General features: G+C 47.1%; 19 protein-coding genes, 1 tRNA gene and 1 pseudogene. 17 read left to right on the forward strand and 4 right to left on the reverse strand.

Annotated features, from left to right (window positions below; all coding sequences use genetic code 11):
- Positions 1-60 precede the first annotated feature (60 nt).
- From CWB99_RS05665 to CWB99_RS05675, 3 genes are all read left to right on the forward strand, one after another.
- Positions 61-1692 carry a trypsin-like serine protease gene (locus CWB99_RS05665; RefSeq protein WP_138550989.1) on the forward strand — a complete coding sequence of 544 codons (1632 nt, stop codon included), beginning with the start codon at positions 61-63 and terminating at the stop codon, positions 1690-1692.
- Between the two features lie 59 nt (positions 1693-1751).
- Positions 1752-2966 carry a hypothetical protein gene (locus tag CWB99_RS05670; protein WP_138550990.1) on the forward strand — a complete coding sequence of 405 codons (1215 nt, stop codon included), beginning with the start codon at positions 1752-1754 and terminating at the stop codon, positions 2964-2966.
- Positions 2967-3031: 65 nt separating this feature from the next.
- Complete coding sequence (locus tag CWB99_RS05675) at positions 3032-4054, forward strand: tetratricopeptide repeat protein (RefSeq protein ID WP_138550991.1); 1023 nt, start codon at positions 3032-3034, stop codon at positions 4052-4054.
- Here the strand turns inward: CWB99_RS05675 and CWB99_RS05680 are convergent.
- Positions 4023-4337, reverse strand: a complete 315-nt coding sequence (locus tag CWB99_RS05680; protein ID WP_138550992.1) for a hypothetical protein — start codon at positions 4335-4337, stop codon at positions 4023-4025. The genes CWB99_RS05675 and CWB99_RS05680 overlap by 32 nt on opposite strands.
- Before the next feature lie 212 nt (positions 4338-4549).
- On the reverse strand, positions 4550-5455 hold the full coding sequence (locus CWB99_RS05685) for a LysR family transcriptional regulator (protein WP_138550993.1): 906 nt from the start codon (positions 5453-5455) through the stop codon (positions 4550-4552).
- A gap of 143 nt (positions 5456-5598) precedes the next feature.
- Here CWB99_RS05685 and CWB99_RS05690 point away from each other — a divergent pair, with 143 nt between their 5' ends.
- The 3 genes from CWB99_RS05690 to CWB99_RS05700 all read left to right on the forward strand — a co-directional run bounded on the left by CWB99_RS05690 (position 5599) and on the right by CWB99_RS05700 (position 6785).
- Positions 5599-6123, forward strand: a complete 525-nt coding sequence (locus CWB99_RS05690; protein WP_138550994.1) for an NADPH-dependent FMN reductase — start codon at positions 5599-5601, stop codon at positions 6121-6123.
- 156 nt (positions 6124-6279) lie between these two features.
- Positions 6280-6355 (forward strand) — tRNA-Ala (locus CWB99_RS05695).
- 115 nt (positions 6356-6470) lie between these two features.
- Positions 6471-6785, forward strand: coding sequence for a cupin domain-containing protein (locus CWB99_RS05700; RefSeq protein WP_138550995.1), 315 nt, complete (start codon positions 6471-6473; stop codon positions 6783-6785).
- Here the strand turns inward: CWB99_RS05700 and CWB99_RS05705 are convergent.
- Positions 6765-9158, reverse strand: coding sequence for an ATP-binding protein (locus tag CWB99_RS05705; protein ID WP_138550996.1), 2394 nt, complete (start codon positions 9156-9158; stop codon positions 6765-6767). The two genes, CWB99_RS05700 and CWB99_RS05705, sit on opposite strands and share 21 nt — an antisense overlap.
- A gap of 251 nt (positions 9159-9409) precedes the next feature.
- On the opposite strand from CWB99_RS05705, the gene CWB99_RS05710 reads away from it, so the two are divergent.
- The gene (locus CWB99_RS05710; RefSeq protein WP_249331735.1) at positions 9410-10330 is read left to right on the forward strand and encodes a cytochrome-c peroxidase; all 921 of its coding nucleotides are present in this window, start codon (positions 9410-9412) and stop codon (positions 10328-10330) included.
- Entirely contained in the window at positions 10327-13140 is a 2814-nt protein-coding gene (locus tag CWB99_RS05715) for an EAL domain-containing protein (RefSeq protein WP_138550997.1), read from the forward strand. The genes CWB99_RS05710 and CWB99_RS05715 overlap by 4 nt, the downstream gene beginning before the upstream one ends.
- 4 nt (positions 13141-13144) lie before the next feature.
- Here CWB99_RS05715 and CWB99_RS05720 read toward each other — a convergent pair whose 3' ends face one another.
- Positions 13145-13600, reverse strand: a complete 456-nt coding sequence (locus CWB99_RS05720; RefSeq protein ID WP_138550998.1) for a DUF3293 domain-containing protein — start codon at positions 13598-13600, stop codon at positions 13145-13147.
- A gap of 75 nt (positions 13601-13675) precedes the next feature.
- On the opposite strand from CWB99_RS05720, the gene CWB99_RS05725 reads away from it, so the two are divergent.
- The 9 genes and pseudogenes from CWB99_RS05725 to CWB99_RS24565 form a co-directional block, all read left to right on the forward strand.
- A complete protein-coding gene (locus CWB99_RS05725; protein WP_249331738.1) occupies positions 13676-14797 on the forward strand; it encodes a DJ-1/PfpI family protein in 1122 nt (373 codons plus the stop codon).
- A gap of 369 nt (positions 14798-15166) precedes the next feature.
- Positions 15167-15577 carry a winged helix-turn-helix domain-containing protein gene (locus CWB99_RS05730; RefSeq protein ID WP_054013635.1) on the forward strand — a complete coding sequence of 137 codons (411 nt, stop codon included), beginning with the start codon at positions 15167-15169 and terminating at the stop codon, positions 15575-15577.
- Positions 15578-15866: 289 nt separating this feature from the next.
- Positions 15867-16286: a hypothetical protein gene (locus tag CWB99_RS05735; protein ID WP_138550999.1), complete on the forward strand. Its 420-nt coding sequence runs from the start codon at positions 15867-15869 to the stop codon at positions 16284-16286.
- Between the two features lie 72 nt (positions 16287-16358).
- The gene (locus CWB99_RS05740) at positions 16359-17054 is read left to right on the forward strand and encodes a response regulator transcription factor (protein WP_171045270.1); all 696 of its coding nucleotides are present in this window, start codon (positions 16359-16361) and stop codon (positions 17052-17054) included.
- 6 nt (positions 17055-17060) lie between these two features.
- Positions 17061-18311 (forward strand): sensor histidine kinase, encoded by a 1251-nt coding sequence (locus CWB99_RS05745; protein ID WP_138551000.1) that lies wholly within the window; start codon positions 17061-17063, stop codon positions 18309-18311.
- An 895-nt stretch (positions 18312-19206) separates the two neighbouring features.
- Positions 19207-20160, forward strand: coding sequence for a hypothetical protein (locus CWB99_RS05750; RefSeq protein WP_138551001.1), 954 nt, complete (start codon positions 19207-19209; stop codon positions 20158-20160).
- 577 nt (positions 20161-20737) lie between these two features.
- Complete coding sequence (locus CWB99_RS05755; RefSeq protein ID WP_138551002.1) at positions 20738-21469, forward strand: carbon-nitrogen hydrolase family protein; 732 nt, start codon at positions 20738-20740, stop codon at positions 21467-21469.
- A 491-nt stretch (positions 21470-21960) separates the two neighbouring features.
- Complete coding sequence (locus CWB99_RS05760) at positions 21961-22338, forward strand: hypothetical protein (protein WP_138551003.1); 378 nt, start codon at positions 21961-21963, stop codon at positions 22336-22338.
- A gap of 430 nt (positions 22339-22768) precedes the next feature.
- Positions 22769-22927, forward strand: a pseudogene (locus CWB99_RS24565) (GFA family protein); the annotation flags it as partial.
- Positions 22928-22947: the final 20 nt, after the last annotated feature.

Raw genomic sequence — 22947 nt, forward strand, 5'->3', positions numbered from 1 at the left:
ATGTGTATCTCAGATTATTTCTAGATTGCTTTTTGAGCAATAACCTTACAAGGATACAACATGAAAATTACAATTTTGGCCGCTGCAGTCATGTCACTGTCAGCTGGCTATGTCTCTGCAAATACGCAACAATCAGGCCTGCCTGATATTACCCCATCTGTCGTTGGTGGAATTGAAACTCCTGCTTATTCAAGACCATATCAGGTTGCTTTGTTAATGAATGGACGTCAGGGCTGTGGTGGTACCTTGCTGAGTGAAAACTGGGTACTTACTGCTGCACACTGTTTAGATAATGCTTCTACGGCTAGCCTGACAGTACGTGTTGGTGCCCATTCAATCAGTCGTGGAGATGGCGATACACTGAGAGTATCTCAGATTATCATGCATGAGAATTGGCGCGGTGCGAACGGGATACGCTCAGGCTATGATATTGCTGTATTACGCTTGGCCACTCCGGCTGCAAGCAAGTATACCCCAGCTAAGCTTCCCACCCAGTCCATTGCCGATCAGTATGCCGGTATTGGTGATTATCCAACGGTTTCTGGTTGGGGGCTGACCTCTAACCGCGGCCGTCCGAGCGATGTACTTCGTGAAGCACAGCTACCAGTGATCTCCAATGCCAGTTGTAGCAGCCAGCTGAGCTTTAATATCCCGGGCTCAGTCATTTGTGGCGGAGGTGAGGGCGGTCGTTCAGCGTGTAACGGCGACAGTGGTGGCCCTTATGCCGTGCGTGTCGGGAACGATTTCTACAGTATCGGTACTGTCAGCTGGGGCATAGCCTGTTCAGGTGCAACCGCATTCACCAGAACAACCAGCTATCTCAACTGGATCGAGCAAAAAACTGGTCTTACACCGGATAACCCGACAGATGCCAAACCGGTTGCTGATTTCAGCTCATCGGTATCAGGTATGACGGTTAGCTTTGCCAACCGCGCAACCGATGACAAGGGGATCACAGCATATGATTGGAACTTCGGTGACGGCAATCGTTCCAGCGCCGCGAACCCAAGCCATACCTATGCGGCCGATGGTGATTACAATGTCACTCTAACAGTGATAGATACAGCTCAGCAGACAGCCAGCGTATCAAAAGTCGTCTCTGTTGGTGAGCCACCAATATGTGATGTTGAAGCCTGGAACCGTTCAGTGTCATACGCATTAGGCGACAAGGTATCTTATCAGGGTAGCATCTACGAGGCTATCTGGTGGTCTGCGGGTGCACAGCCAGATTTGTATCCTAATGTCTGGAAGAAGTTAGATAACTGCAACGGGTCAGGCGATCCTGCTCCTGTGGCTGGCTTTACTGTGGCTCAGTCAGGCCTGACAGTTACCCTGACCAATACCAGCACTGACAACGGCCAGATAGTGTCAAGCCAGTGGCAATTTGGAGATGGTCAGAGTGCTTCACAGCCTTCTGTGACTCATACTTATGGCGCAGCAGGGCGCTACACCATTCGTCTGACTGTAACCGATGATCAGGGCCAAAGCAGCACCCTGGCTAAAGAAGTGGTTGTTGGTGGGGATGATAACTGTCAGGGCCTGCCTGCCTGGAATGCGAGCACGATATACAACACGGGTGATCGGGTTGCTAAAAGTGGCGTAGTGTACGAAGCGCAGTGGTGGGTGCAGGGTGAAGATCCGGCTCAGTCAGGTCCCTGGGGCCCATGGAAGTCTGTAGGCAACTGTAACTAGTCGCTTTTTTGCTCAGTCCTAGGTAATCTATCAATTATGAGACGTAAAGTTAGAAGACCATGGGACTGAGTAACCAGGCACACAGTGAACTACGCAGATTGGGTGAGCGCGTTAAAAAAGTGCTCACCGCTATCATGCGGGCATTACCTCCACAAGCACAGACCATTGGCGGTTTTTCCCGCCACATAGGGTGTCATCGTTCAACCAGCCAGCGATTATTTAATGCCAACAAAGCCAAATCTGGTGAGCAAGTTCTTTACCATTTACCCGGGCTACAGGCTTTGAGCGCACTGGGCAGTCAGCTGCAAGGCCATATTCCGGATAACCTGGTAGCCCAGTGGTGTCAGGTTAGCCAACGTTTTGCTGCAACCATGCCACAGTACGCCAGAAGTCATGCCGAGTTAAAACGCTTACTGGCAGATGATGAAGAGAACAAAGTGAAAACACCGAATGGCAATGTGTCAGGTCAGGATAAGCGTGCCCAACTCTACTATGCAGCCAAGTCTTTGCTGGGTATGAGTATGGATGAAATCTTTTGCGCTTATGTGTTAACCCGTGGACGAGGTCGGGAAGGGTTCTTGCAAGAAGTGGCTATGATCAGCAAGTCGCAAGTGACGCGAGAAACCGGCGCAGCGCCTTTTGTACAGTTTTACACTCACCCTCACAGTGATGACTTCATCGCGCCACTGAACATTGATAAGCATAGTCGGGTCGAATCAAAGCGATTTAGCATTGGTATAGCACAAGAGTTATCGACCCCGGGCTTACTGAACGCATTTGCCAGCTATTCCCCCGGAAATAGCGGGTTGGTGTTTGATCCTATTCCAGGCTATGAACACTTTGATGCAACGTTTATTTTCAATAATCCCGATGAGCTGGTTGACCCTTTGAGTCACGCCAGTAAATGCAGCTCAACCAGTATTTCAATTAAAAACCCGGCCAAAAAATTGCGGTTACTGGTTTTGATCGAGAAGCAGTTAGACCGTCACAGCTGTGTCAATGTAGGGTGTTATCACGGCAATCAGAAAGTCGAGGAGGGAAAGCTCAGTGTCGAAGATATGTGGACAGAGCGATTACCTGAATTTCCGGAACTGCGTTTAATTGATTTAGCAGCTGGCGTTCAGGCTTTGCATGGAGACAGTGCGCAGCAGCAAAAGCTTGATTATTTGTTCCGATACGCTGAGCTGGACCCTGCCAACTATAGTTGCTATTTGATGGAGGTGGATTACCCCATTTGGTCGACCACATATCGTATTTACTTCGAACACCAGTGAGTGACTTTGAACAATGTTGCCGTGCAATCTATAGTTTCAGGAGGTAGGTAATCGCGGATCTGAGGATGTTGAAAGCAATTATAGGGCTGTGGATAATGCTGATACCGCTGACTATATGGGCTGCGACACCGTCACAGATCATAGACAAACTGCAAGAAGCAGAAGACTACCTGACGGTTGACCCTGCCACGACTCTTTCATTGTTGGCGCAGATTGACCAAGTTGAAAGCCTGCCTACGTCTTTGTTTTTACGCTGGCACCTGATCCGCTTGCGGGCAGCCGTACCCACCCATCAAATGGAGATGATGGAATACTCGTTGGCGGCCATTTTTACGCATCACACCCATGCCTACTTTATTGAAAAACTGCCTACCGCCATGAGTGCATTGGGGATCTGGTTGCGTCGTCATGACTATTTGAATGATGCCTGGCTCAGTCTGGAGTGTGCTTACAAACATGCGCAGTCAGAGCAACAAAGGCTGGTCCTGACAAACAGTCTGGCGCTGGTATCGCGTCAGTTGGGTGATTATGACAAAGCTCAGCGCCTGTATGGAAGGGCAAACAGCATTGCCGATATGGCGGGTATCACCTCTAAAAATGGCATTATTGCCAATAATTTGGGGATTATCGCGCTGGAACTCGGCAACGTGGCTGAGGCAGAGCGCCAGTTTCGAAAAGCACTGGCCAGCTATCAGGAGATAGATAAGCGCTCCGGTCAGATCTCAGCGGGGGTCAATTTACTGTTCGCTTTTATTATTCAGGAACAATTATTGAACTATCAGCGCCTGTACGGACCTACGTCCAGGCTGACCGAGTCTTTCCCCAATGAGACCAAACAAGCAATGCTACTGTGGGTTAATGCTCGGTTTATGCAACTGGAGGGTCACCCTGTCAGTGAGCAGACTAAAGCCAGCCTCAAACTGGCATATGCGCAGCTGCAGGATGATAATATTCGAAGGCTGGTATTTCAGCACCTCGCAAAGCCGCTGGGTGTTGATGTTCAGCTACCAAAACCCGTGATAGTCAGACAATTCGAACGCAGCTGGTACAACGTAGTCAAAGCCTGTGACTGGCCGAAAGCCAGTTAGCGTTCAAGAGCGTATTTGTAACCCACGCCATAAACCGATTCAATGAGACTTTTATCAGGCGCGATAAGGCTGAGCTACTCAGGACAAATGTGGATGATTGAGATGAATCCTGATTGCTGTCGTCAGAGTTGTCACTGGTGTTCCCTGAGCCATCATTTGCAGCGTCCTGGGCTGTATTGCCTGTATCTGATGTGACATTGCTCTGATCTGTGGTGGCAGAGTCGGATCCTGAGCCACAGGCACACAGCACAGTACAAAGCGTAATTAAAAGGAGTTGTTTCATGTAGACCTCGAAAGCCGCTGTTGTCTTAGTATTTAGTCTAGACGGCAATTGTGGGGATAAAATAGTCGAGGTCTAAATCTATTAGCTGATATTAATCAGCCGCTTAGATGGATTTTGTCATGTGTTTTGTGCAACTGTGTGGAAATTGTGTGGTTTATTAAAAAGGTTTCAGTGTGCACAGCATCGAATATCTGCTGTGCACAACGCCAAGATCAGGCGCGTATTTTGTCAAAATGTGCCGACAACAGGTCAATAAAATGTCGCACTTTGGGAGAGAGGTGACGGCGGCTTGGATAAACGACATAGACGTTGACGTCTGGCTGTGGGAAGTCAGGGAACAGAGGCACCAGCTGCTGCTGTGCCAGTAAGGTGTCCACATAAAAGGCGGGCAGACGCGCAATACCGATCCCGTCGCGCGCCATCGCGGTTTGCATATGACCATTGTTACACAAGATCCGCTGTCGCACTTCAACATGAAAAATACCGCCCTGCTTATCTTTGAACTCCCAGCGATCCGGCGTTTTGTGATTGCTGTAGCAAATACTATGATGCTTTTGCAGCTCCTTTGGGTGATGTGGTTCCCCGAAACGATTGAGGTACTGCGGGCTGGCAACAACGTACGTTTTGCAATGGTAAACGCGTTTGCAGATCAGACTGGACTCTTCCAGTTGCGGGGTTGCCCGGACAGCCAGGTCGTAGCCGTCAGCAATGACGTCAACGGCTTTGTCTTCCAGATCCCACTCCAGTGACACATTCGGGTAGCGGTTCAGATACTCAGCTAACACCGGTTGTAAATAATCGGCGCTAAAAGCCACCGGGCAGGTGATCTTTAGGGTGCCCCTTGGGATATCGTCGGTCACATTCAGGCGTTGTTGTGCTGCCTGAGCATCCTGGATCAGCTGGGTACAGTTTTGGTAATACGACTCCCCTTCTGGCGTCAATGCCAGTGTTCGTGTGGTTCTGTTCAACAACCTCACGCCCAGACGCTCTTCTAGCTTGGCAATCATTTTGCTGACATGTGACGGAGAGTGCCCCAGCTTCTGGGCTGTAGCAATAAAGCTTTTGTTTTCGACGACCTCGGCAAAGATCTCAATGCCTTCAAATAGATTGTTATTCATTTGGAAATAGTGACTTTGCTTTTGCCTTATTAATTATTATTAAAACCTAATATACACTGGTTGTCATCAGCTTGAGGTGAATACAAATCAAGTCATCACCCTGAGTAAACACCATTTTTGATTTATTTTGAGAGGGTAATACCATGAAAGTTTTAGTATTTGCAGCCAGTAACAGCCGTCAGTCAATTAACCAGCAATTAGCCAGCTATGCAGCTTCGTTGATCCCCAATGCCGAGGTCGAAGTACTGGACCTGAATGAGTATGAAATGCCGATTTACAGCATTGAGCGTGAAACTGAGGGTGGCATTCCAGACGAAGCGCAGCGTTTCTACGCAAAAATTGGTGCCGCGGATGCGATTATTGTGTCATTTGCTGAACACAATGGCAGCTATTCAGCCGCTTATAAGAACCTGTTTGACTGGACATCTCGCATCGATATGAAGGTATATCAGAATACACCAATGCTGATGATGGCAACGTCACCGGGCCCTGGTGGTGCTCAAAGCGTACTGGGATCGGCGGTGGCTTCTGCGCCTTACTTTGCTGCGGATGTTAAAGCGAGTCTGTCAGTACCAAGTTTCTTCGATAATTTTGACCTCGAAGCGGGTGAGCTGACTAACCCTGATATCAAACAAGCGCTGGAAGCGGCACTTAAATTGCTCCACTAAACGGCGCTCAGTAACACCGGGTATTTTCAGCAGGCACGTGTATCAGCGCACATGTGCCTGTTCGATTTTTATCCTAACGGATTCATTTCTATAAAAAAGTGACTTTTGGGGGTTTTCAAAGGTAGAAAAATCTTCTAGTATCTTTGACGTCGATTTGGGGCTATAGCTCAGCTGGGAGAGCGCTTGCATGGCATGCAAGAGGTCGGCGGTTCGATCCCGCCTAGCTCCACCAAATCTCTTAACTACTATTCTTCTCTCATTCATTTTTTGCTTACTCTCAGATTCTCTGCTTTAGTACTTATCCTCAGTACGTGACACTTTTGTGATATTCAATCAATGGGTGAATAATGAACAACTTACTATCCAACCTTCCCGCTGATCTCAGCGAAGAAGTATTTCAGACGTTACTGTCCCATGACCAGCTCAGGATTGAGCGCATTGTCTCTCAAGGGCATACCTCGCCACCGCAAGGCTGGTACGATCAGGATGAACACGAATGGGTGCTGGTTTTACAAGGGACAGGAGAACTGACGTTTGAGGATGGTCGGGTGACACGCCTGTCAGCCGGAGACTATCTGAATATTCCCGCACATTGTAAGCATAAAGTCAGCTGGACCGATCCCGAGCAGGCAACAGTCTGGCTAGCCATTTTTTATCGCTAACCATTTGTCCAGCACAGATTTGAGTTGCTCCAGTGCAATGGGTTTACTGATGTAATCGTCCATCCCCGCTGCGAAACAGGCTTCGATGTCTTTGATGAGGACATTGGCGGTTAACGCGATAATCGTCAGCTGCATATGCTGAGGCATACCGCGAATGGCTTTGGTTGCTTCTATACCGTCCATATTGGGCATGTGCATGTCCATCAGAACCAGATCATAGTGCTCTTTTTCCAGTTGTTGCAAAGCCTGCTCACCATCGGTGACTATGGTGACACTCAACCCCAGTTTTTCCAAAATAGCCTTGGTCACAATCTGGTTTACCGCATTGTCCTCAGCTAAAAGGATATGGCCATGTAGCTCTCCTAATGTTACCTGATCGCTGTCCTCAGAGTAGATCAGGCAGCAGGGCGCCACTGGCCAGTTAAAGTCAAACTGGCTGCCTTCCCCCTGTACTGACTGGCAATTAAGATGACCTCCACATAATTCGATGATCTGCTGACAGATGCACAAGCCCAGGCCAGAGCCACCATAGCGTCGGGTTGTGCTTTCGTCTTCCTGATAAAAAGGGTTAAATATATGGGGAAGTTTATCCTCGGCAATCCCAATGCCACTGTCCGAGACGGCAAACCTGAGCATCACTTGTTCCATGTTGCCGATATTCTGAACTTCAAGCCGAATAAAGCCTTCATGGGTAAACTTAATGGCGTTATTCAGCAAGTTGAGCAGTACTTGTTGTAGACGATGTTTGTCGCTGACGACCTCTTTTGGCACGGTATCCCCAATAACCAATTGAAAGCGTAGCCGTTTTTCTATGACTTTTTCGCTAAACAATTGTTCCAGATGATGTAAAACGGCATACAAGTCAAACGGTTCAAAATATAGTGATACCTCACCCTGATCGAGTTTAGAAATATCGAGAATGTCATTGAGCAGGGTAAGCAGATTCTGTCCCGACTCGTTGGCAACCCGGATGAGGGTTTGTTGCTCTTCACTGTAGTTATTCTGTTGATTGAGCAGTTGCAGGGTGCCCAGAATGCCGTTCATCGGCGTGCGTATCTCGTGGCTCATGTTGGCCAGGAAACGACTTTTTGCGCTGGCGGCTTCCTCTGCTGCTATTTTGGCCAGTTCCAGCGCCTGAGTGCGCTCCTCCACTCTATGTTCCAGCTCTGATTCTCGCTGATACACTTTGTCGCGCATCTGAGCGAACGCCAGGCTGAGTTTTGCCATCTCATCTTTGCCACGGGTCGACAAAGACACGTTAAAATTACCCTGCGTCAATGCATGCGCGGCTTTGGTCAGTTTGGCAATAGGCTGATAAATACCGTGTGAAAAGCGCCAGACAACCAATAGCGAAATGACCACCGCAAATCCAAGGATAATTAGCAGCTGCTGACGCAATGCGTATACGGGGGCGAACACAACATGCTCGGGTAAGGTCAGGGCAATACTGTAACCTGCGGACTTCACCGGCGCGTAAAAAATATAAGATTTGGGCTGAGTGGCGGTTTTATCCAACTGGGCATAGCCATTAAACCCTGCGATCATTTTCAGGCCAATCTCGCGTAGTTGTGGGTTGGCTTCCTCGGTGATTTTCAATCGAATAGCAATCTTTTCACCAATGTCATTTTCGACAAACTTGCCCTGTTCACGTTTTAGCTGAATTATTTTGTCTGGTAGCCAGTGATACATGTAAATGCCTTCCTTAGACACCAGCATAAAGCGCGCATTGTCATAAAACTGATAGACAACCTGCTGAGACACTTCCTGAACCAGACGGTCAATTTCCCGCCAGGGAATGCTGCCACCAAGCAGGCCCGCTACTCTGCCGTCGTTCGCGAGTATGGTTGCGGCAACCACTATCTGTTTGACTCCTGTGGTGTATGAGATCATGGGTTCAGAAACATAAATTTCAGCGCTTTGATTAACATTGCGGCCGATGGTTTCCTGCCAGTAATCGCGGCGGGTTATGGTTCTTTTGCGGGCTTGTGGCGAAGTGTCATCAAATGTTCTGAGCATATCCAGAAAAGGGTTGCCGCCCTCGGTGTTGTGAAAGCTCCCGTCGGGACGCCCAAGAATGAACTTCTCATAGGTTTGCTGGTAAAATGCTTTTTCGTTTTCCAAAATGGGCGCTATCTGAGCGAAGTCCATGGTTTTAAGGGGGGGCTGGCGCGCCAATGCGGCGACCTCGCTCTTGCGCTTAGCAAAATAGCGGTCAAAAATCGCGGCTGCGTTGTAGACTTTTGCCTGGGCTGCGGAAATGCTCAGACGCTTTGCCTGCTCGGTACTGTGTAACATAGCCAACGAAAAAATCACCAGCATGGGAGCCAGTGCGGTTAAACCCAGTATGACTGTCAGGCGCGTTTTTAATTGCATAGAGTTGACTAAAAAGCTTCTTATCTCACAAGTCTAGACAAAATTTGACGTTGCACCTCCCGTTGTCGGAATTTTATTGTTGTTGCCCGTTTGGTCCAGGTGGACTTTTTACGGATACGTACAAGCCTGTATTAGCTACTACTGAAATCGTAGTTTCTTTATTCCATATCAAGTCAGGTATCGTTAATAAGTGCTACCTTGGCAAGGTGTTTAGTTACTAAGAGTGGTACTAAAGCGTGATGTTGAGGTCTTTGATTTGGGTACTTGTTATTGGCTCGGCCTGTGCGGTCGCTGAGCCTATATTACCTTTGCAAAGTGTCGCCACCGATGCGCGCAAAGTTGCACTTGGCAGGCAGTTGTTTTTTGATACTCGCCTGTCTCGCACAAACGATATTAGCTGCGCCTCTTGTCATCAGTTATTCAGCCATGGAGCCGACAACTCAGCCCGCTCAAAGGGCGCATTCGGACGATTGGGGGAGGTACGAGCACCTACAGTATACAACTCAGTGTTCAACATTCGTCAGGCCTGGGATGGTAAAGCCATTGATCTAAAAGCGCAGGTCACGCTGCCAGTAGAAAATCCCAAAGAATTTGCAACCACCTGGCCCGAGTTAATCGCGACGCTCAATCAGGATCAGGCGTTCAGAACTGCATTTACTCAGGTATATCGAGCAGGGCTGTCGAGCGATTCAATCAGTGACGCCATCGCCCATTACGAGCGTAGCCTCATCACTTTAAATGCCCCGTTTGATTTATGGCTGCAAGGTAAAGCGACCTTGTCGGAACAAGCACAAGAGGGATATCGTTTGTTCAAATACTATGGCTGCATCAATTGTCACCAGGGGAAAAATGTCGGGGGGAATATGTTCGCGAAAATGGGCACTTTTGGTGATTACTTTGGCGATCGTGGAACGGCCATTGAGCCCGCTGATTATGGCCGCTATAACGTCACGGGTCGCGAAGAGGACAAGTTTACCTTTAAAGTGCCTGGTCTCAGAATGGCCGCCAGACAAACGCATTTTTTCCATGATGGTAGTGAGCAAAGTCTTACCGGGGCGATTAACACCATGGCGCGTTACCAGCTCGGGCGTTCGCTCAGCCAAGCCGAGTTAGCAGCAATTGCTGCTTTTCTGGAAAGCTTAGTCGGACACCACCAGGAAATGGATCAATGAAGCACAAAGTAAATGTCAACCTCCCCGTTATTGGTCAATGCTTGCTGATGTGTGTGCTCACGGCCTTGATGGTGTATTTTTTCCGAGCCCACGTTACCACTGGTGAGCGGCAACATGAGCAGGTATCACTGCTGTTCGATGCCAAATCTATCGATGCCAAACTAGATAAGTTTGCTCTGGCACTGAGTGTCGGCAGTTTGCGTCATTTTGATGAGTTACAGCAGCTGGACAAAGCTCTGCATCATTTGACCGACAAACAGCAAAGCGGCCAGGTTGGCGCAGAGTATCAGGCGTATCTGAAGTTGTTGAGTCATAAAATGGCCCTGATGGAGCAATTAAAAACACAAGCGGTGGGAATGCGAAATGGGTTGACCTACCTGCCTTTGGTATTGGACGAAATGATTGCGATTCAGCATCCGCGGGCGTTACTTGCCAGTACCATATTGGCCAGTCTGGTGACATCTGGTCAGCCACTTGACGAGGTACTATTGGATACCCGGATCCGGATGCTGGCCCAGACATCTGACAGCAATGAGAGTTTTGCGTTACTGAGTCGCCGATTCGTCAATCATATTCAGGTTGCCGTACATTATTACCGCCAGGTGCACAAAACTCGCCAGCAGTATCTTGCAATTGACAGTAAAGCCGCGTTTGCCAGCTTGTATCGGGCACAAATGGACTTGCATGCTAAGCAGTTGCAGCAAACAGGCACATTGAGTGAGCAATTATTTGGCCTGGCGGTGGTACTTTTATTGATGTTGTTATTTATTTTACAGCGGCTCAATAAAGCAAAAAATCGCGCACTGCAAGCAAGTCAGTTACTTCACGATGCCATTGAACGATTGCAAGAGGGGTTTGCGCTCTACGACAGCGAGGGCACACTGACACTGACTAATCAATGCTGGTTACGACATTATGGGGTGTTATCCAAAGCCCAGTTTCCGCAAACTCTGGATGACTGGCACTTGCGTAAATCTGAATTTGTTCATGATCAGAGCGAGACGCCGCAGCGGTTGCAAAAAACCGCACAGGGGCGCTGGCTGCAAATCCGTCATGCCCGAACGGCAGAGGGAGGTTACGTTTACATTAGCGTTGATGTTACCGAGTTCAAAGAAGTTGAGGCTGAGCTGAAAACCGCAGCAGCTGTGTATCAGGCAACGCAGGAAGGGATCATGACAACCAATGCCGACCTTGAAATCACAGCGGTGAACCCGGCTTTTACCCGCATCACGGGGTATCAGGAGCACGAAGTGCTTGGGAAAAAGCCAAACTTGCTCAGTTCAGGTCGTCACGATACACGGTTTTACGAGCATATGTGGCAAACGCTCGAAACCAAAGGAGAGTGGGCCGCTGAGATTTGGAATCGCCGAAAAGATGGCACTATTTACCCGGAGTGGCTCGCGATCAGTTCTGTTCAGGACGAACAGGGTCAGGTGCAGCAGTATATTGCAGTGTTGTCGGACATGACAGAACGCAAAGAGCAGGAAGCTAAAATTGCCTATCAGGCCATGTATGATGCGTTGACTGGGCTGCCAAATCGACGCTTATTGCTGGACAGGATCTCTCAGGACCTGAAACAAATTGAACGACAGACGCATCTGAGTGCGTTGCTGTTTATCGATCTGGATCGCTTTAAACGCATTAACGATGCGATGGGGCATGACGCGGGTGATAATTTGCTGCTCGAAGTTGCCAACCGGCTTAATCATCTGGTGCGTCGTACGGACACACTGGCACGCTTTGGAGGCGATGAGTTTGTGCTGCTGCTCAGTCAGATCAGTGATGTTGAGGACGCAGCAAAAGTGGCCGAGAAAATTCTCACATCATTAGCACTGCCATTTACTATCAACGGATTTGAGGTGATCAGTGGCGCCAGTATCGGCATTGCCATTATGCCCGATGATGCGCGCGAGCAGCAGGAGATACTGCGTCGGGCAGATTTGGCGATGTACAAAGCCAAAGAGAGTGGTCGCAATCAATATCACTATTTTGCACCTTCCATGCAGCAACAGGTTAACCGTCGTGTAGAGCTTGAGCAGCTGCTTCGCAGGGCCATTGCTAATAATGAGCTGGCGGTATTTTATCAGCCAATTATTGAACTTAAGTCGGGTCAGCTCTATGGATTTGAGGCTCTGACGCGTTGGCCCCATGAAGGGCAGTACATAACCCCTGATGAGTTTATTCCGGTTGCAGAAGAAAGCGGTTTGATCTCTGAGTTGGGTGAGTGGATGCTGACCCAGGCTACCTCAGACATTGAGATGTTGAATCGCTCACTCAATCTCAACTGCTGTTTGTCGGCAAACATATCCAGTCAGCAGTATCGGCTGGGTTTTAATGCGACTACATTACGCCATATTTTGCGCCAGACCGGATTTGCACCCGGCAATCTCGCGCTTGAGATCACTGAAAGTATTTTGCTGGATGACGATGAAGCTATTCTGGCCTGGCTCGAAGGGCTCAGGGCTACTGGCGCACAGCTGTCTATCGATGACTTTGGTACCGGCTACTCTTCGCTGAGTTATTTACGCCGCTTTCCGATCAACACCATCAAGATCGATAAGAGCTTTATCCATGAGTTTGCACATGCGCCGGATTCGCAAAATTTGGTGCGCGCAATCTTGTCGATGGCCGCCAGCCTGGGTTTATCTGTGATTGCAGAAGGGGTTGAGCACGTTGCACAACTGGAGGGCCTCAAAGAGATGGATTGCGATCTGGTTCAGGGTTATGTTTATGCAAAACCAATGTCACTGATGGAGTTGCAGGTGTGGTGCGAGGAGTTTTGCCAGGATCAGGCTAAAAATCTCGCTTAGTATTTTAGATACTTGGATACAGAATGGCTTCATTGTAAGCAGGTGGCTTGGCATAGGTGAGCCGTGCGTCGAAGGTGGCGGGCAGCGGAGAGTATTGCTGCGGGTTGTGTGTGTTGTATAGCCAGATCTGCCCCTCTTTTACATAGTAATAGGCTTTTTGGCGGCATACCTTTGCCAGCCGGGCTGCTTTATTCTGTGAGCAGTTGACCAGTACACTTAACTCGCGATAACCAAGATCGGGGCTGCTGCCCCACATGAGGTGCATGTCGTAGCCTTTGCGCTTAAGTGCCGAATATATAAGTCGCTGGCACTTGATGTTATTTTTATAACTCTTCTTCATGCCATCTGGGTTCCATAAACTGATGATTGCGCCACCGGGTGACAGCGGTAGTGTGCCGTATGGACGGAACCATACACCCAGGTAAAGTTGCCAAAGGTTTTCGTCAATCAGATTTTGCACGCCTGTGTCCTGATTTTTCACAGTGGCTTCACAGTATCAGCGCTAGGGTGAGTCTGTCCAAACAAAGGAGACTCAATGATGAAGAGAAAGCTGATAGTTGCATCCATATGGCCACTGATGAGCACCACTTTGCTGAGTACAGCTTATGCCGCAGAGCAGCCACATGTACTAATGGTACTGAGTAGTTACGGTAAGCAGGTTGATGGTAAAACCACTCAGCCCGGCTTTGAATTTGATGAATTAAGCAAAGCATATCAGGTTTTTAACGACAACGGGATTAAAATCACACTGGCCTCGCCTGAGGGAGGTCAGCCGCTTGCAGATGAATATAATAAGGAAAAGTCTTATAACCAGGCGTTCTTAAATGATCCTCAGGCGATGAGTGCCCTAACCGACACGGTAAAACTGGCGAGCCTGCAAGGTCAGTCATTTGATGGGGTGTTTATCGTCGGTGGCAAAGGCCCAATGTTTGATTTACATAAAGACACTGAGTTGCAGCGCCTGATCAGGGATATTTATGAGCAGCAAGGCGTGGTGGGCGCAGTGTGCCATGGACCCGCTGCACTGGTGGATGTCACGTTGAGCAATGGCGAATATCTGGTTGATGGTAAAAGAGTCAACGGTTTTACCAATCTGGAAGAAGACGCCTTTGGCAAAAAGTGGCGACCTCAGTTTGAGTTTTTACTGGAAGACAAGTTAAAAGAGCGGGGGGGTCAGTTTGAACAGGATGGCTTAATGCTGAATCAGGTGACCATAGATGGCCGTTTGATCACCGGTCAAAACCCGTTTTCAACAGCAGATACAGCCGCTGCTATGGCCAAAGCCATGGGTGTCGATGACGTCAAAGAACCTGCTTATAAAGATGATCAGAGTGTTAAACTGGCGGAGTTAATGTTCACAGATAAAGCCGCTGCGAAAGCTGAGTTTAAGCAATCGCCACAGAGCTACGATGTGCAAATGCTTGCCATGATAGGGGTCTATCAGGCGAAGTACGCTAAAACTCAGTTGCAACTGCACAATGCTATTGAATTAATGACATTTGCCCAGTCTCAGTTTAATCACCCCATGATTGAGCTCACGATTGCGCAGGCTTATGTTCGGCAAAATGATTTTGCTCAGGCAAGGTCAAGGCTGCTAGAGGCACAGAAAACCTACCCGGACAATGCCAAAATAAAAGCCATGCTTGCAACACTATAACCTTATAAAACGACCATAGAAACAGGGTAAACAGGCTGGTGTTTGCCCTGACGTCTGTAACTATGAAATTTACTAATAGCTGAATGCCTGGTTACTTTATGTGCATTGTCACTAATAACGGTATAAAGGGTGGGAAATAAAATGCCCAGCGCAGTCTTAAACCTTAATTTGTATCTTTTTTGTTTTATATTTGTGTTTTAGTTGATCTATGTGAACAAATCCTTGCAGTGTGCTTACGATAACCTATCATTTTTTCTATTAACAAAAGTCATGTACTTTCATCGCAAATTGGATTTTAAAAAGCCCGATCAGGCGCTACACTAACCTTGCTTGATAACTCAAAACGTCAAAGGAAGTGTGTCTATCATCATGAAGTTAAATGATAATTATGATGCTGACTTTAGCCGTGCAGTATTTGGGCCCTATGAGCTTCACAAAAGGAAAAGGTTGTTAACATATTGTGGTGAAAGCGTGCGGCTGGAACCTCTTATCTATGACTTATTAGAATATTTTATCTGTCATAGAGATAGAGTGATTGGCCGGGATGAATTGTGCCGGGAGATCTGGCAACAAGAGTATGTCGACAACAATGCCATTAACCGGGCTGTTTCCGAGTTACGGCGATGTGTGTCCAAGCACAAGCTTGGCGTTGACGTGATCAGAACGCATTATCGCAAGGGCTATAGCTTCAACCTGATGGTTGAACTGGATCCCAGACCAAACCCGTTCCGTTGGATAGCTAAGTGGTTTCATCAGGCTGTGCCATGCAAAGAACAGTGATCAGTCAGAACCTGACTTTTTTCAAAAGTCTTGTGGGCCTGCGTCGCTCACACTGGTCGTGCTTAATATCTATATTTTTCTCATTGGGTTAGTGGATTTATAGCTCAATCAATGTTCAATCAACCATGCGTGCTGGTGGCGGGTTAATTTTGTCGATTTACCTGCCCACATTAATCCGCTTAGTGTGTAATTATGCCTTTCCCTCTTTTGCACTAAACACTTACGTTTTTTACGATAAAACCAGGGTGTGGTAAACTGGGTAAAACCAAAGGACTACTCAGGTAACACTATGGCACCGCCACTTCAACAACTGACTCACTGGTTTTGTGCTTTGCCGCAGGGCCACAGACACGTGCTGACTGACACATTAAGCGGGGTCTTTACGGAATTAAATGACTGCCCGACACCTTTAAAAGAACAGCGACTGGTTGAGTTATTGACTCATCAGGCAAGCAATACCAATGTGTTTGCCCTGATCCTTAATCTGCGTACACATATTGAGCATGCGTTTACGGTACAGACCGACCAGCTCCCCAAGCTGGCGACGGCGCAGGATCTGCTTTTTTATAGTCGGGCACAGGATGCGAAAATGCTGCGAAAAATTGCCGATGAACAATGGCATTGGCAGCAATCACGCGACTCATGGTTAAAATTAAAGCAAGAATACCTGTCTTTGCAGTATGTACGCCGCTGGTTGCACACAAACTGACCTGGTTTTCACATTGCTTTCACGAATTTCGCGTTAGCTTTTAGGTATATTCCGACGAACGTGGTGGCCGGTATGGCGCAAATAAAAGTACTGCTGATTGAGGACAACCAGGATCTTAGCCTGAACATAGGTGAATACTTTGAGTCGCAGGGCGCGGTCATCGACTTTGCTTACACCGGAGAGCTGGGTGTGCAACTTGCCTTGGAACAATTCTACGATTGTGTGGTCCTAGATGTGATGCTACCCAAAATGGATGGATTGGCTGTCTGTCAGCAACTCAGAGCAGAAGCCAATCGCCATATTCCCATCATTATGCTCACTGCCCGCGACACGCTTGATGACAAACTTAACGGTTTTTCTTTGGGGGTAGACGACTATCTGACCAAGCCTTTTGCTCTTGAAGAGTTATGGGTGCGTTGCAATGCTTTGGCCAAAAGACACTTACTTAATAGTGAACACACACTATCTTTGGGTCGTGATGAAAAAGCGCTATCACTTAATAGTCAGACTCAACATATTGAGCGTGCCGGGTGTGAAGTGACGCTTCAGCCTATTCCATTTAAAATTTTGCGTTTACTGATGGAGCATCATCCTCGCGCGCTGAGTCGCAGTGAGTTGTGTGACAGGATCTGGGGAGATGAACCGACGGATTCTGATGCATTACGCTCGCATATTTATCAGCTTCGCAAAGCGATAGACAAGCCATTTAGCAGTCCGATCATCAAAACAATACACGGCATTGGGTTCGCTCTGGATATAAAAGGATAATTCAGCATGAAAGCTACTCAGTTACGCAACCGGATTGTCGCTTTTTTTGTCGGCATAGCGTTATTTATTAGTGCCCTGTTTGGTGCGGCTAGCTTTTTATTTGCGTACAGCATAGAAGACAGGTTTTTTATTTATTTGCTGGATGATGAGGCGCAGACCGTTGCTGCGCAACTTGAATCTGGCCTTGAAGCCAGGCCCAGGCTCGACTTTATTCGCTATTACCCTGAAAAGCATGAATTACCGACAATCATTCGGGAAGTACTTGAGGATGAACCAAATCGGATCGAGTTTAGCGGCGAAAACGACACCCATTACCATCTCAAGCAGATACCCGCAGGCTATTTACTGGCTGAAGTCAGTGAGCAGCTGGTGGTGCGTAAGATCAAAGGTGGCATGTTGAAGTTTATTTTGGTGCTGTTTGGCGGTGTTCTGGTACTGGCGTTGATATTGGCTTTTACTTCTCTGGTGATGGCAAAGCGTCTGATAAAACCGCTGGATACTTTGGTTAAAATTGTAGAAGACGCGCCAGTAGAGCGCTTGCCGCAGAATTTCTCCGGGCAGTTTGTCAATGATGAAATTGGTGCATTCGCCAGAACACTGGAGCATGCCTTGTCTCGTATTCGGCGTTTTATCAGCCGCGAGCAGGCATTCACTCGGGATGTTTCTCATGAGTTAAGAACACCGGTGGCCATTACCCAAAGCTCGCTGACTTTACTCAGACAAACGCCACTAACCGACAAGCAGGCAGAGCTGGTGGGGCGGATTGCCGATGCTCAGCATCAGATTACCCAAAGCCTGGAAGTCTTACTGGCATTGGCCCGCGAAGAAACCTTAGCTGATGCGAATACCCGGGTGTTACCTGTGGTTGAACAGGTTATCTTAAGCCAGGCAGAAAAAATTGCTGGTAAAGACATAGAGGTAGAGGTCGACATCGCTGCAAAGCTGGAGTTACCCATTGCCCCCAGTGCATTACGGCTGTTGCTGAATAACCTGATCGGCAATGCATTTACCCATATTCGTAGCGGCGTAGTCACCATAGAAGGACACGCACAGACAATTATGGTATCGGATACAGGGGAAGGTATTACCGCAGACCTGTTGAAAACGCTGTTTGAGCCCGGTGCAAAAGGTCCCGATAGTGAAGGAATGGGCATGGGGCTTTCCATGGTTAAGCGCCTGTGCGAAAAACTCGACATTGAGCTGAGTGTTTCCAGCTCAGATTCAGGCAGTGCGTTTTGTCTGAAGTTTCCTGGCTGAGATAACCGGATCAACCAATAGCTGAGTCTTTATTTACTCACATGATGACATTGGGTATCTAGCAAACCACTCAGCCACTTCCAAACAACCCAATCACTTGCAAGCAACTCCGTGACCTCCAGACAACTCCGTCATCCCGGACGCTTGCGAGCCGGGATCTGCTTAAGCACCACACAGCACCGTCCTATTTTAGACGGACCTCACAAACAACTCCGTCATCCCGGACGCTTGCGAGCCGGGATCTGCTTAAACACCACACAGCACCGTCCTATTTCAGATGGGCCTCACAAACAACCCCGTCATCCGGACGCTTGCGAGCCGGGAACTACTGAAACACCACGCAGCACCGTCCTCATTCAGACGGACCTCACAAATAACCCCGTCATCCCGGACGCTTGCGAGCCGGGATCTATTTAAACACCATGCAGCTGTGCCTTATTCAAGACGCGTCTGATAAACAACCCCGTCATCCCGGACGCTTGCGAGCCGGGAACTACTGAAACACCACACAGCACCGTCCTATTTTAGACAGACCTAACAAACAACTCCGTCATGCGGGAAGTCGGCACTATGGATTCCTGGCAAATGAATAAAGCGGTGAGGCCTCGCCACAAATACGATATGCACGGTAATAAGTCAGGCTGCGTCGCAATCATCACACCTTGCCAAATAGTAAAAATGGGTCTAAAAATACGTTTAAATAACGTTGTTTAGGCAAGGAATGAGTCACGTTGTAACGGTTTAAAACAAAAATTACTCATCAAAAAGAAATTCCTACAGCATAAACCCCGCCAGCCGGATACGGCTTGCAGGTAGCGGCCTTGCTCGACAATCGATTATGCGTACGCATGAATACTAAAGTGTTGGTATTTTCAATAATGAAGGAGAGGAAATCATGGAAAAGAATACAGTGGACACTGTACTAGAAAACGAGCATTTGATTGATTATTTAAGCCAAAAGGCGGCACTTCTCGCTGAAGAAAAATTAATCAAACATGAAGAGCGAAAGAGACAAAACTTACTTGCTACAATCGCTGTAGTGTCAGTGCTTGGGGTCGGAACACTATACTCAGCTTTAACGCTACTTGTTAAAGATCAGGTGGATGATGCTTTAAAAACAGAAACATTTACAAGCAACATGAAAAGTTTGACCAAAGACGCAGTCAAATCTGAGGTTGGTGATATTAAATTACAAATGGACGGATTAATTGCATATCAACAACTATCTGCTTTATCACTTAAATTCGACTTAGGCGACTCATTTTCAAACTCTGAAAGAGATACTGCTCTATCACTACTGGCCGAGATCAAGAAATCTGGCAGCTTCGAGGACAAAGAAGATTTCACTACTCATTTGGAAAACGTTGCAAGTAGCTTTACCTCTGCATTTGAACGAGGCTCAGTTGATAAAATAGATGACTTATTTAGGGCTGAAATGGCATCTTCTCGTGATACTACTGTGACAATGCTACAACATTACGGTCGAGCATTGGTTGTGTCACCGGAAATATCAAATAGAGATTCGAATGCATGGGCTAGATTCAATTTCTACTCCAATGAAGCTGTTCGGTGGGACTATCCTACGCTTGGTACTTTTTATCTTACGCTTGCTGAATACAAACTCAACGGAATGGCCGGAAGTGAGACGATAAAACAATTACTTGATACATATAAGTATGTTGATAACTCTGATAAAGCCTATTTGGTGAGACTTTACAAAGGACTAAGTGCTCCCGAAAATTGGCAGAGAACCCCCAATGCGATGGGTCGTGAAATTGGTGAACTGGTGACTGGTATCTCAGAAGAGTACGGAAACTTACTGTCCAACGTAGGGGTTGATCTGCGCTAACAAGTGGCTCTGGCGTCAATAACTAAATTTCAGTATCTGGCGCTTCCCACATTGCTTGTCTCCGAGTATTGAGTTCAAGGTAACGACCACCTTTTTAACGCGGGCAATTAAGGCCATTTTTTCGGCTCTCCTGAGGTGACCAGCTTTTCATATTGCTCTTTGAAAGCGGAGTTGGATTGGAGGGCTGACATCATAGCCATAGGGGAGTTTAGGTGGCACCCTCCCCAAACTGGCGTACAGGGTGTATGCCAAACCGTCGGTTCATACGTCTAATTTTGTGCTTTGCAGCAGCAGAGCTTTTCATATTTCGATCCAGCCCAGTAGGTGAAAGTTGATTGCTATCGAGCAAAGCTTCGATTGCCAGCATTAATGAACCAAGACGCCGTGCATGAACTTGGGGGCAGTTTTTTCTGAGCATATCGTGTAGGATGGGTGATTACGTATGGTGTTGTTATCTGGTTCGTTTTCTGATAAATAAGTGAGATAAAACAATGCCGAGGGTGCCATCATCTTAATTTTAAATATCTGGTGATTCCTCAGACAACCACGTTATTTTTCAGGCCACACGGAGTTAAAGATGAGAATAGCCGTAGCGCAAAGTAGTTCAATAAGAGGTAACGTTAGCCTGAATATGGAAAATCACCTCAGGTTTATCCGGCAAGCTAGTCGTCTTGATGTTGATTATTTAGTTTTTCCAGAACTATCCCTATCTGGTTACGAGCCTGACTTAGCAAAAGAGCTCGCTTTTATAGACAATGATCCGCGTCTAGAGCCACTAGTTGAAGCCGCTATAAAATACCAAATATCTGTCGGTGTTGGTGCACCTTTGCAATCGGAAGGGCTACCTAAGATCGGTTTGATCTTAGTTCACCATACTGGTGCAGTAGACAGGTATGAAAAAATACATCTTCACGAAGGCGAAGAGGTGTTTTTTGGTAGTGGTGATAAACATCACATGTTTAGCTTAGGTCAAGATACCGTCGCAAATGCGATTTGTGCAGATACAATAAATCCAGAGCACGCAGAGTTTTGTCATAAAGCTGGCGCAACTATTTATATTGCGGGCGTTTTGATCACCCCTGAAGGTTATGGCAAAGACTCTAAGAAGTGGGCAACATATGCATCGGAGTATGGAATGGTAGTCGCTATAGCTAATTACAGTCAGCCGAGTGGTGGTTTGGCATCATCAGGTAAAAGTGCAATCTGGTACAAAGATAATTTGTTGGCTCAGGCTGGGGAGAGTGGAGATGCCCTTGTCTTAGTTGATAATAGAAGTGGAGTTTGGCTTGGCGAGGTGCATGAAATATAACAAAAACATCAACCTGGTGCCTTCCCACGGTGAGTTTAGGTAACACCCACCCCAAACTGATGTACAGGGTGTATGCCGTCTAGCTTTAGGTGATACTCAAAGGATTGAGGACAATGGACTATGCCGGCTGCAAGGAAGAAGCAGGTCAACAGTCTTGCATTTCCAAGTTGAAGCCGCTCACAATTAGGCTGTGAACTTATGGTTGGGTGTGGATAAAAACTTGTTATTGTATTCCAAGTAATAAGATACCGTACCATGTGTCTCAATAATCACTCGCCCCTTTCTTCACCCGGCTGCGCTTCTCATCGCATCCACGGACTCTGGCTTCTTTGTTATAATTTCCAAACAAACCACAGTTGTGTTAATTTGAGAATAAAACTACACAAATCAAAAGTTTAAACAAGAAAGCTTGACATGTTACACGACAGCGGTTAATTTTTAGTTGCTCAAAATGAGCACATGAAAATATAAAGTTAAAAAGGAATGTTTACATGAAAAAATTAAAAGCACTTGCCATTGTCGCTGGCACTCTTTTCACAGGCTCAGCATTTGCAGCCAACTTAACTTGCTCTGTTTATGTTGCTAATGGCGGTTTTACCAGTGGAAACGGTACGAGCAGCTGTTCTGGTGTCGATTTTACTAATAATAACTCAGCCAGGGCCTTATTTTCTATTGGCAATGTATCTAAATCCATCAAAGAAATTCGCTGGAGCGGTATTAGCTGTACCGGCGGTATAGCTTGTAATACACGGGTACGCGCATTCTCTTCAGCCTCTGCTTCAGCGCTCATATTGTATAAAGATGGCACCTGGGAAAAAACGAATACCGCCACCGCTTCCTATGAAAATGAGCCGGGCACGCCATTTTAATCTGAATTTTGGGCCTTACAAAGGCCCTCTCCCCTCCATTACCTTATGCCGTCAAATCCAAGTGCAGTCCATACTTAAACCCTGCATATACTGGGCAGGATAGATAATTAAAACAATGACCAAACTCTCAAAGGTAAAAACTGCGGCAGGATGTCGTTTGGAATCTTATTAGATGGAAAATAGCTCCTGCCGAAAACAATTTAGCTTCTTTTATTAGCAGCCCCATTGAACTCAGAAAGAGCTTTCCTGGCATTTTCATGCTCTTTTTCATATGCTTCTTTTGTCATACAACAAGTTTAAGTGACACCCAACCCAAATTGGCGTATAAGGTGTACCTTTTATGGTTACTCTAGTGGTGCACTTCAATTTATAACATAGGTATAAAAGCTAAATTATATCTGTAATTTTTCATTAGTTTAGGAGTAATGTATTGTCTTACGCAGAGACTAGCTGCCTGTGTGGTTCTGTCAAAGTCACGGCAGAAAGCATCAACCCTAACTTCACAGTTTGTCATTGTCAGTCATGTCGAACTTGGGGTGGTGCACCATTTTTCGCAGTTAAATGTGGAACTCAAGTGAAGATCGAGGGTGTAGTGGTCAACTAAAATTG

This window comes from Pseudoalteromonas rubra (assembly GCF_005887095.1).
Lineage (GTDB): Bacteria > Pseudomonadota > Gammaproteobacteria > Enterobacterales > Alteromonadaceae > Pseudoalteromonas > Pseudoalteromonas rubra_E.

What these genes read in the sequence shown, in the direction of transcription:
- CWB99_RS05665 (WP_138550989.1), top strand. Translation starts at nt 61, where the DNA reads ATGAAAATTACAATTTTGGCCGCTGCAGTCATGTCACTGTCAGCTGGC.
- CWB99_RS05670 (WP_138550990.1), top strand. Translation starts at nt 1,752, where the DNA reads ATGGGACTGAGTAACCAGGCACACAGTGAACTACGCAGATTGGGTGAG.
- CWB99_RS05675 (WP_138550991.1), top strand. Translation starts at nt 3,032, where the DNA reads ATGTTGAAAGCAATTATAGGGCTGTGGATAATGCTGATACCGCTGACT.
- CWB99_RS05680 (WP_138550992.1), bottom strand. Translation starts at nt 4,337, where the DNA reads ATGAAACAACTCCTTTTAATTACGCTTTGTACTGTGCTGTGTGCCTGT.
- CWB99_RS05685 (WP_138550993.1), bottom strand. Translation starts at nt 5,455, where the DNA reads ATGAATAACAATCTATTTGAAGGCATTGAGATCTTTGCCGAGGTCGTC.
- CWB99_RS05690 (WP_138550994.1), top strand. Translation starts at nt 5,599, where the DNA reads ATGAAAGTTTTAGTATTTGCAGCCAGTAACAGCCGTCAGTCAATTAAC.
- CWB99_RS05700 (WP_138550995.1), top strand. Translation starts at nt 6,471, where the DNA reads ATGAACAACTTACTATCCAACCTTCCCGCTGATCTCAGCGAAGAAGTA.
- CWB99_RS05705 (WP_138550996.1), bottom strand. Translation starts at nt 9,158, where the DNA reads ATGCAATTAAAAACGCGCCTGACAGTCATACTGGGTTTAACCGCACTG.
- CWB99_RS05715 (WP_138550997.1), top strand. Translation starts at nt 10,327, where the DNA reads ATGAAGCACAAAGTAAATGTCAACCTCCCCGTTATTGGTCAATGCTTG.
- CWB99_RS05725 (WP_249331738.1), top strand. Translation starts at nt 13,676, where the DNA reads ATGATGAAGAGAAAGCTGATAGTTGCATCCATATGGCCACTGATGAGC.
- CWB99_RS05730 (WP_054013635.1), top strand. Translation starts at nt 15,167, where the DNA reads ATGAAGTTAAATGATAATTATGATGCTGACTTTAGCCGTGCAGTATTT.
- CWB99_RS05735 (WP_138550999.1), top strand. Translation starts at nt 15,867, where the DNA reads ATGGCACCGCCACTTCAACAACTGACTCACTGGTTTTGTGCTTTGCCG.
- CWB99_RS05740 (WP_171045270.1), top strand. Translation starts at nt 16,359, where the DNA reads ATGGCGCAAATAAAAGTACTGCTGATTGAGGACAACCAGGATCTTAGC.
- CWB99_RS05745 (WP_138551000.1), top strand. Translation starts at nt 17,061, where the DNA reads ATGAAAGCTACTCAGTTACGCAACCGGATTGTCGCTTTTTTTGTCGGC.
- CWB99_RS05750 (WP_138551001.1), top strand. Translation starts at nt 19,207, where the DNA reads ATGGAAAAGAATACAGTGGACACTGTACTAGAAAACGAGCATTTGATT.
- CWB99_RS05755 (WP_138551002.1), top strand. Translation starts at nt 20,738, where the DNA reads ATGAGAATAGCCGTAGCGCAAAGTAGTTCAATAAGAGGTAACGTTAGC.
- CWB99_RS05760 (WP_138551003.1), top strand. Translation starts at nt 21,961, where the DNA reads ATGAAAAAATTAAAAGCACTTGCCATTGTCGCTGGCACTCTTTTCACA.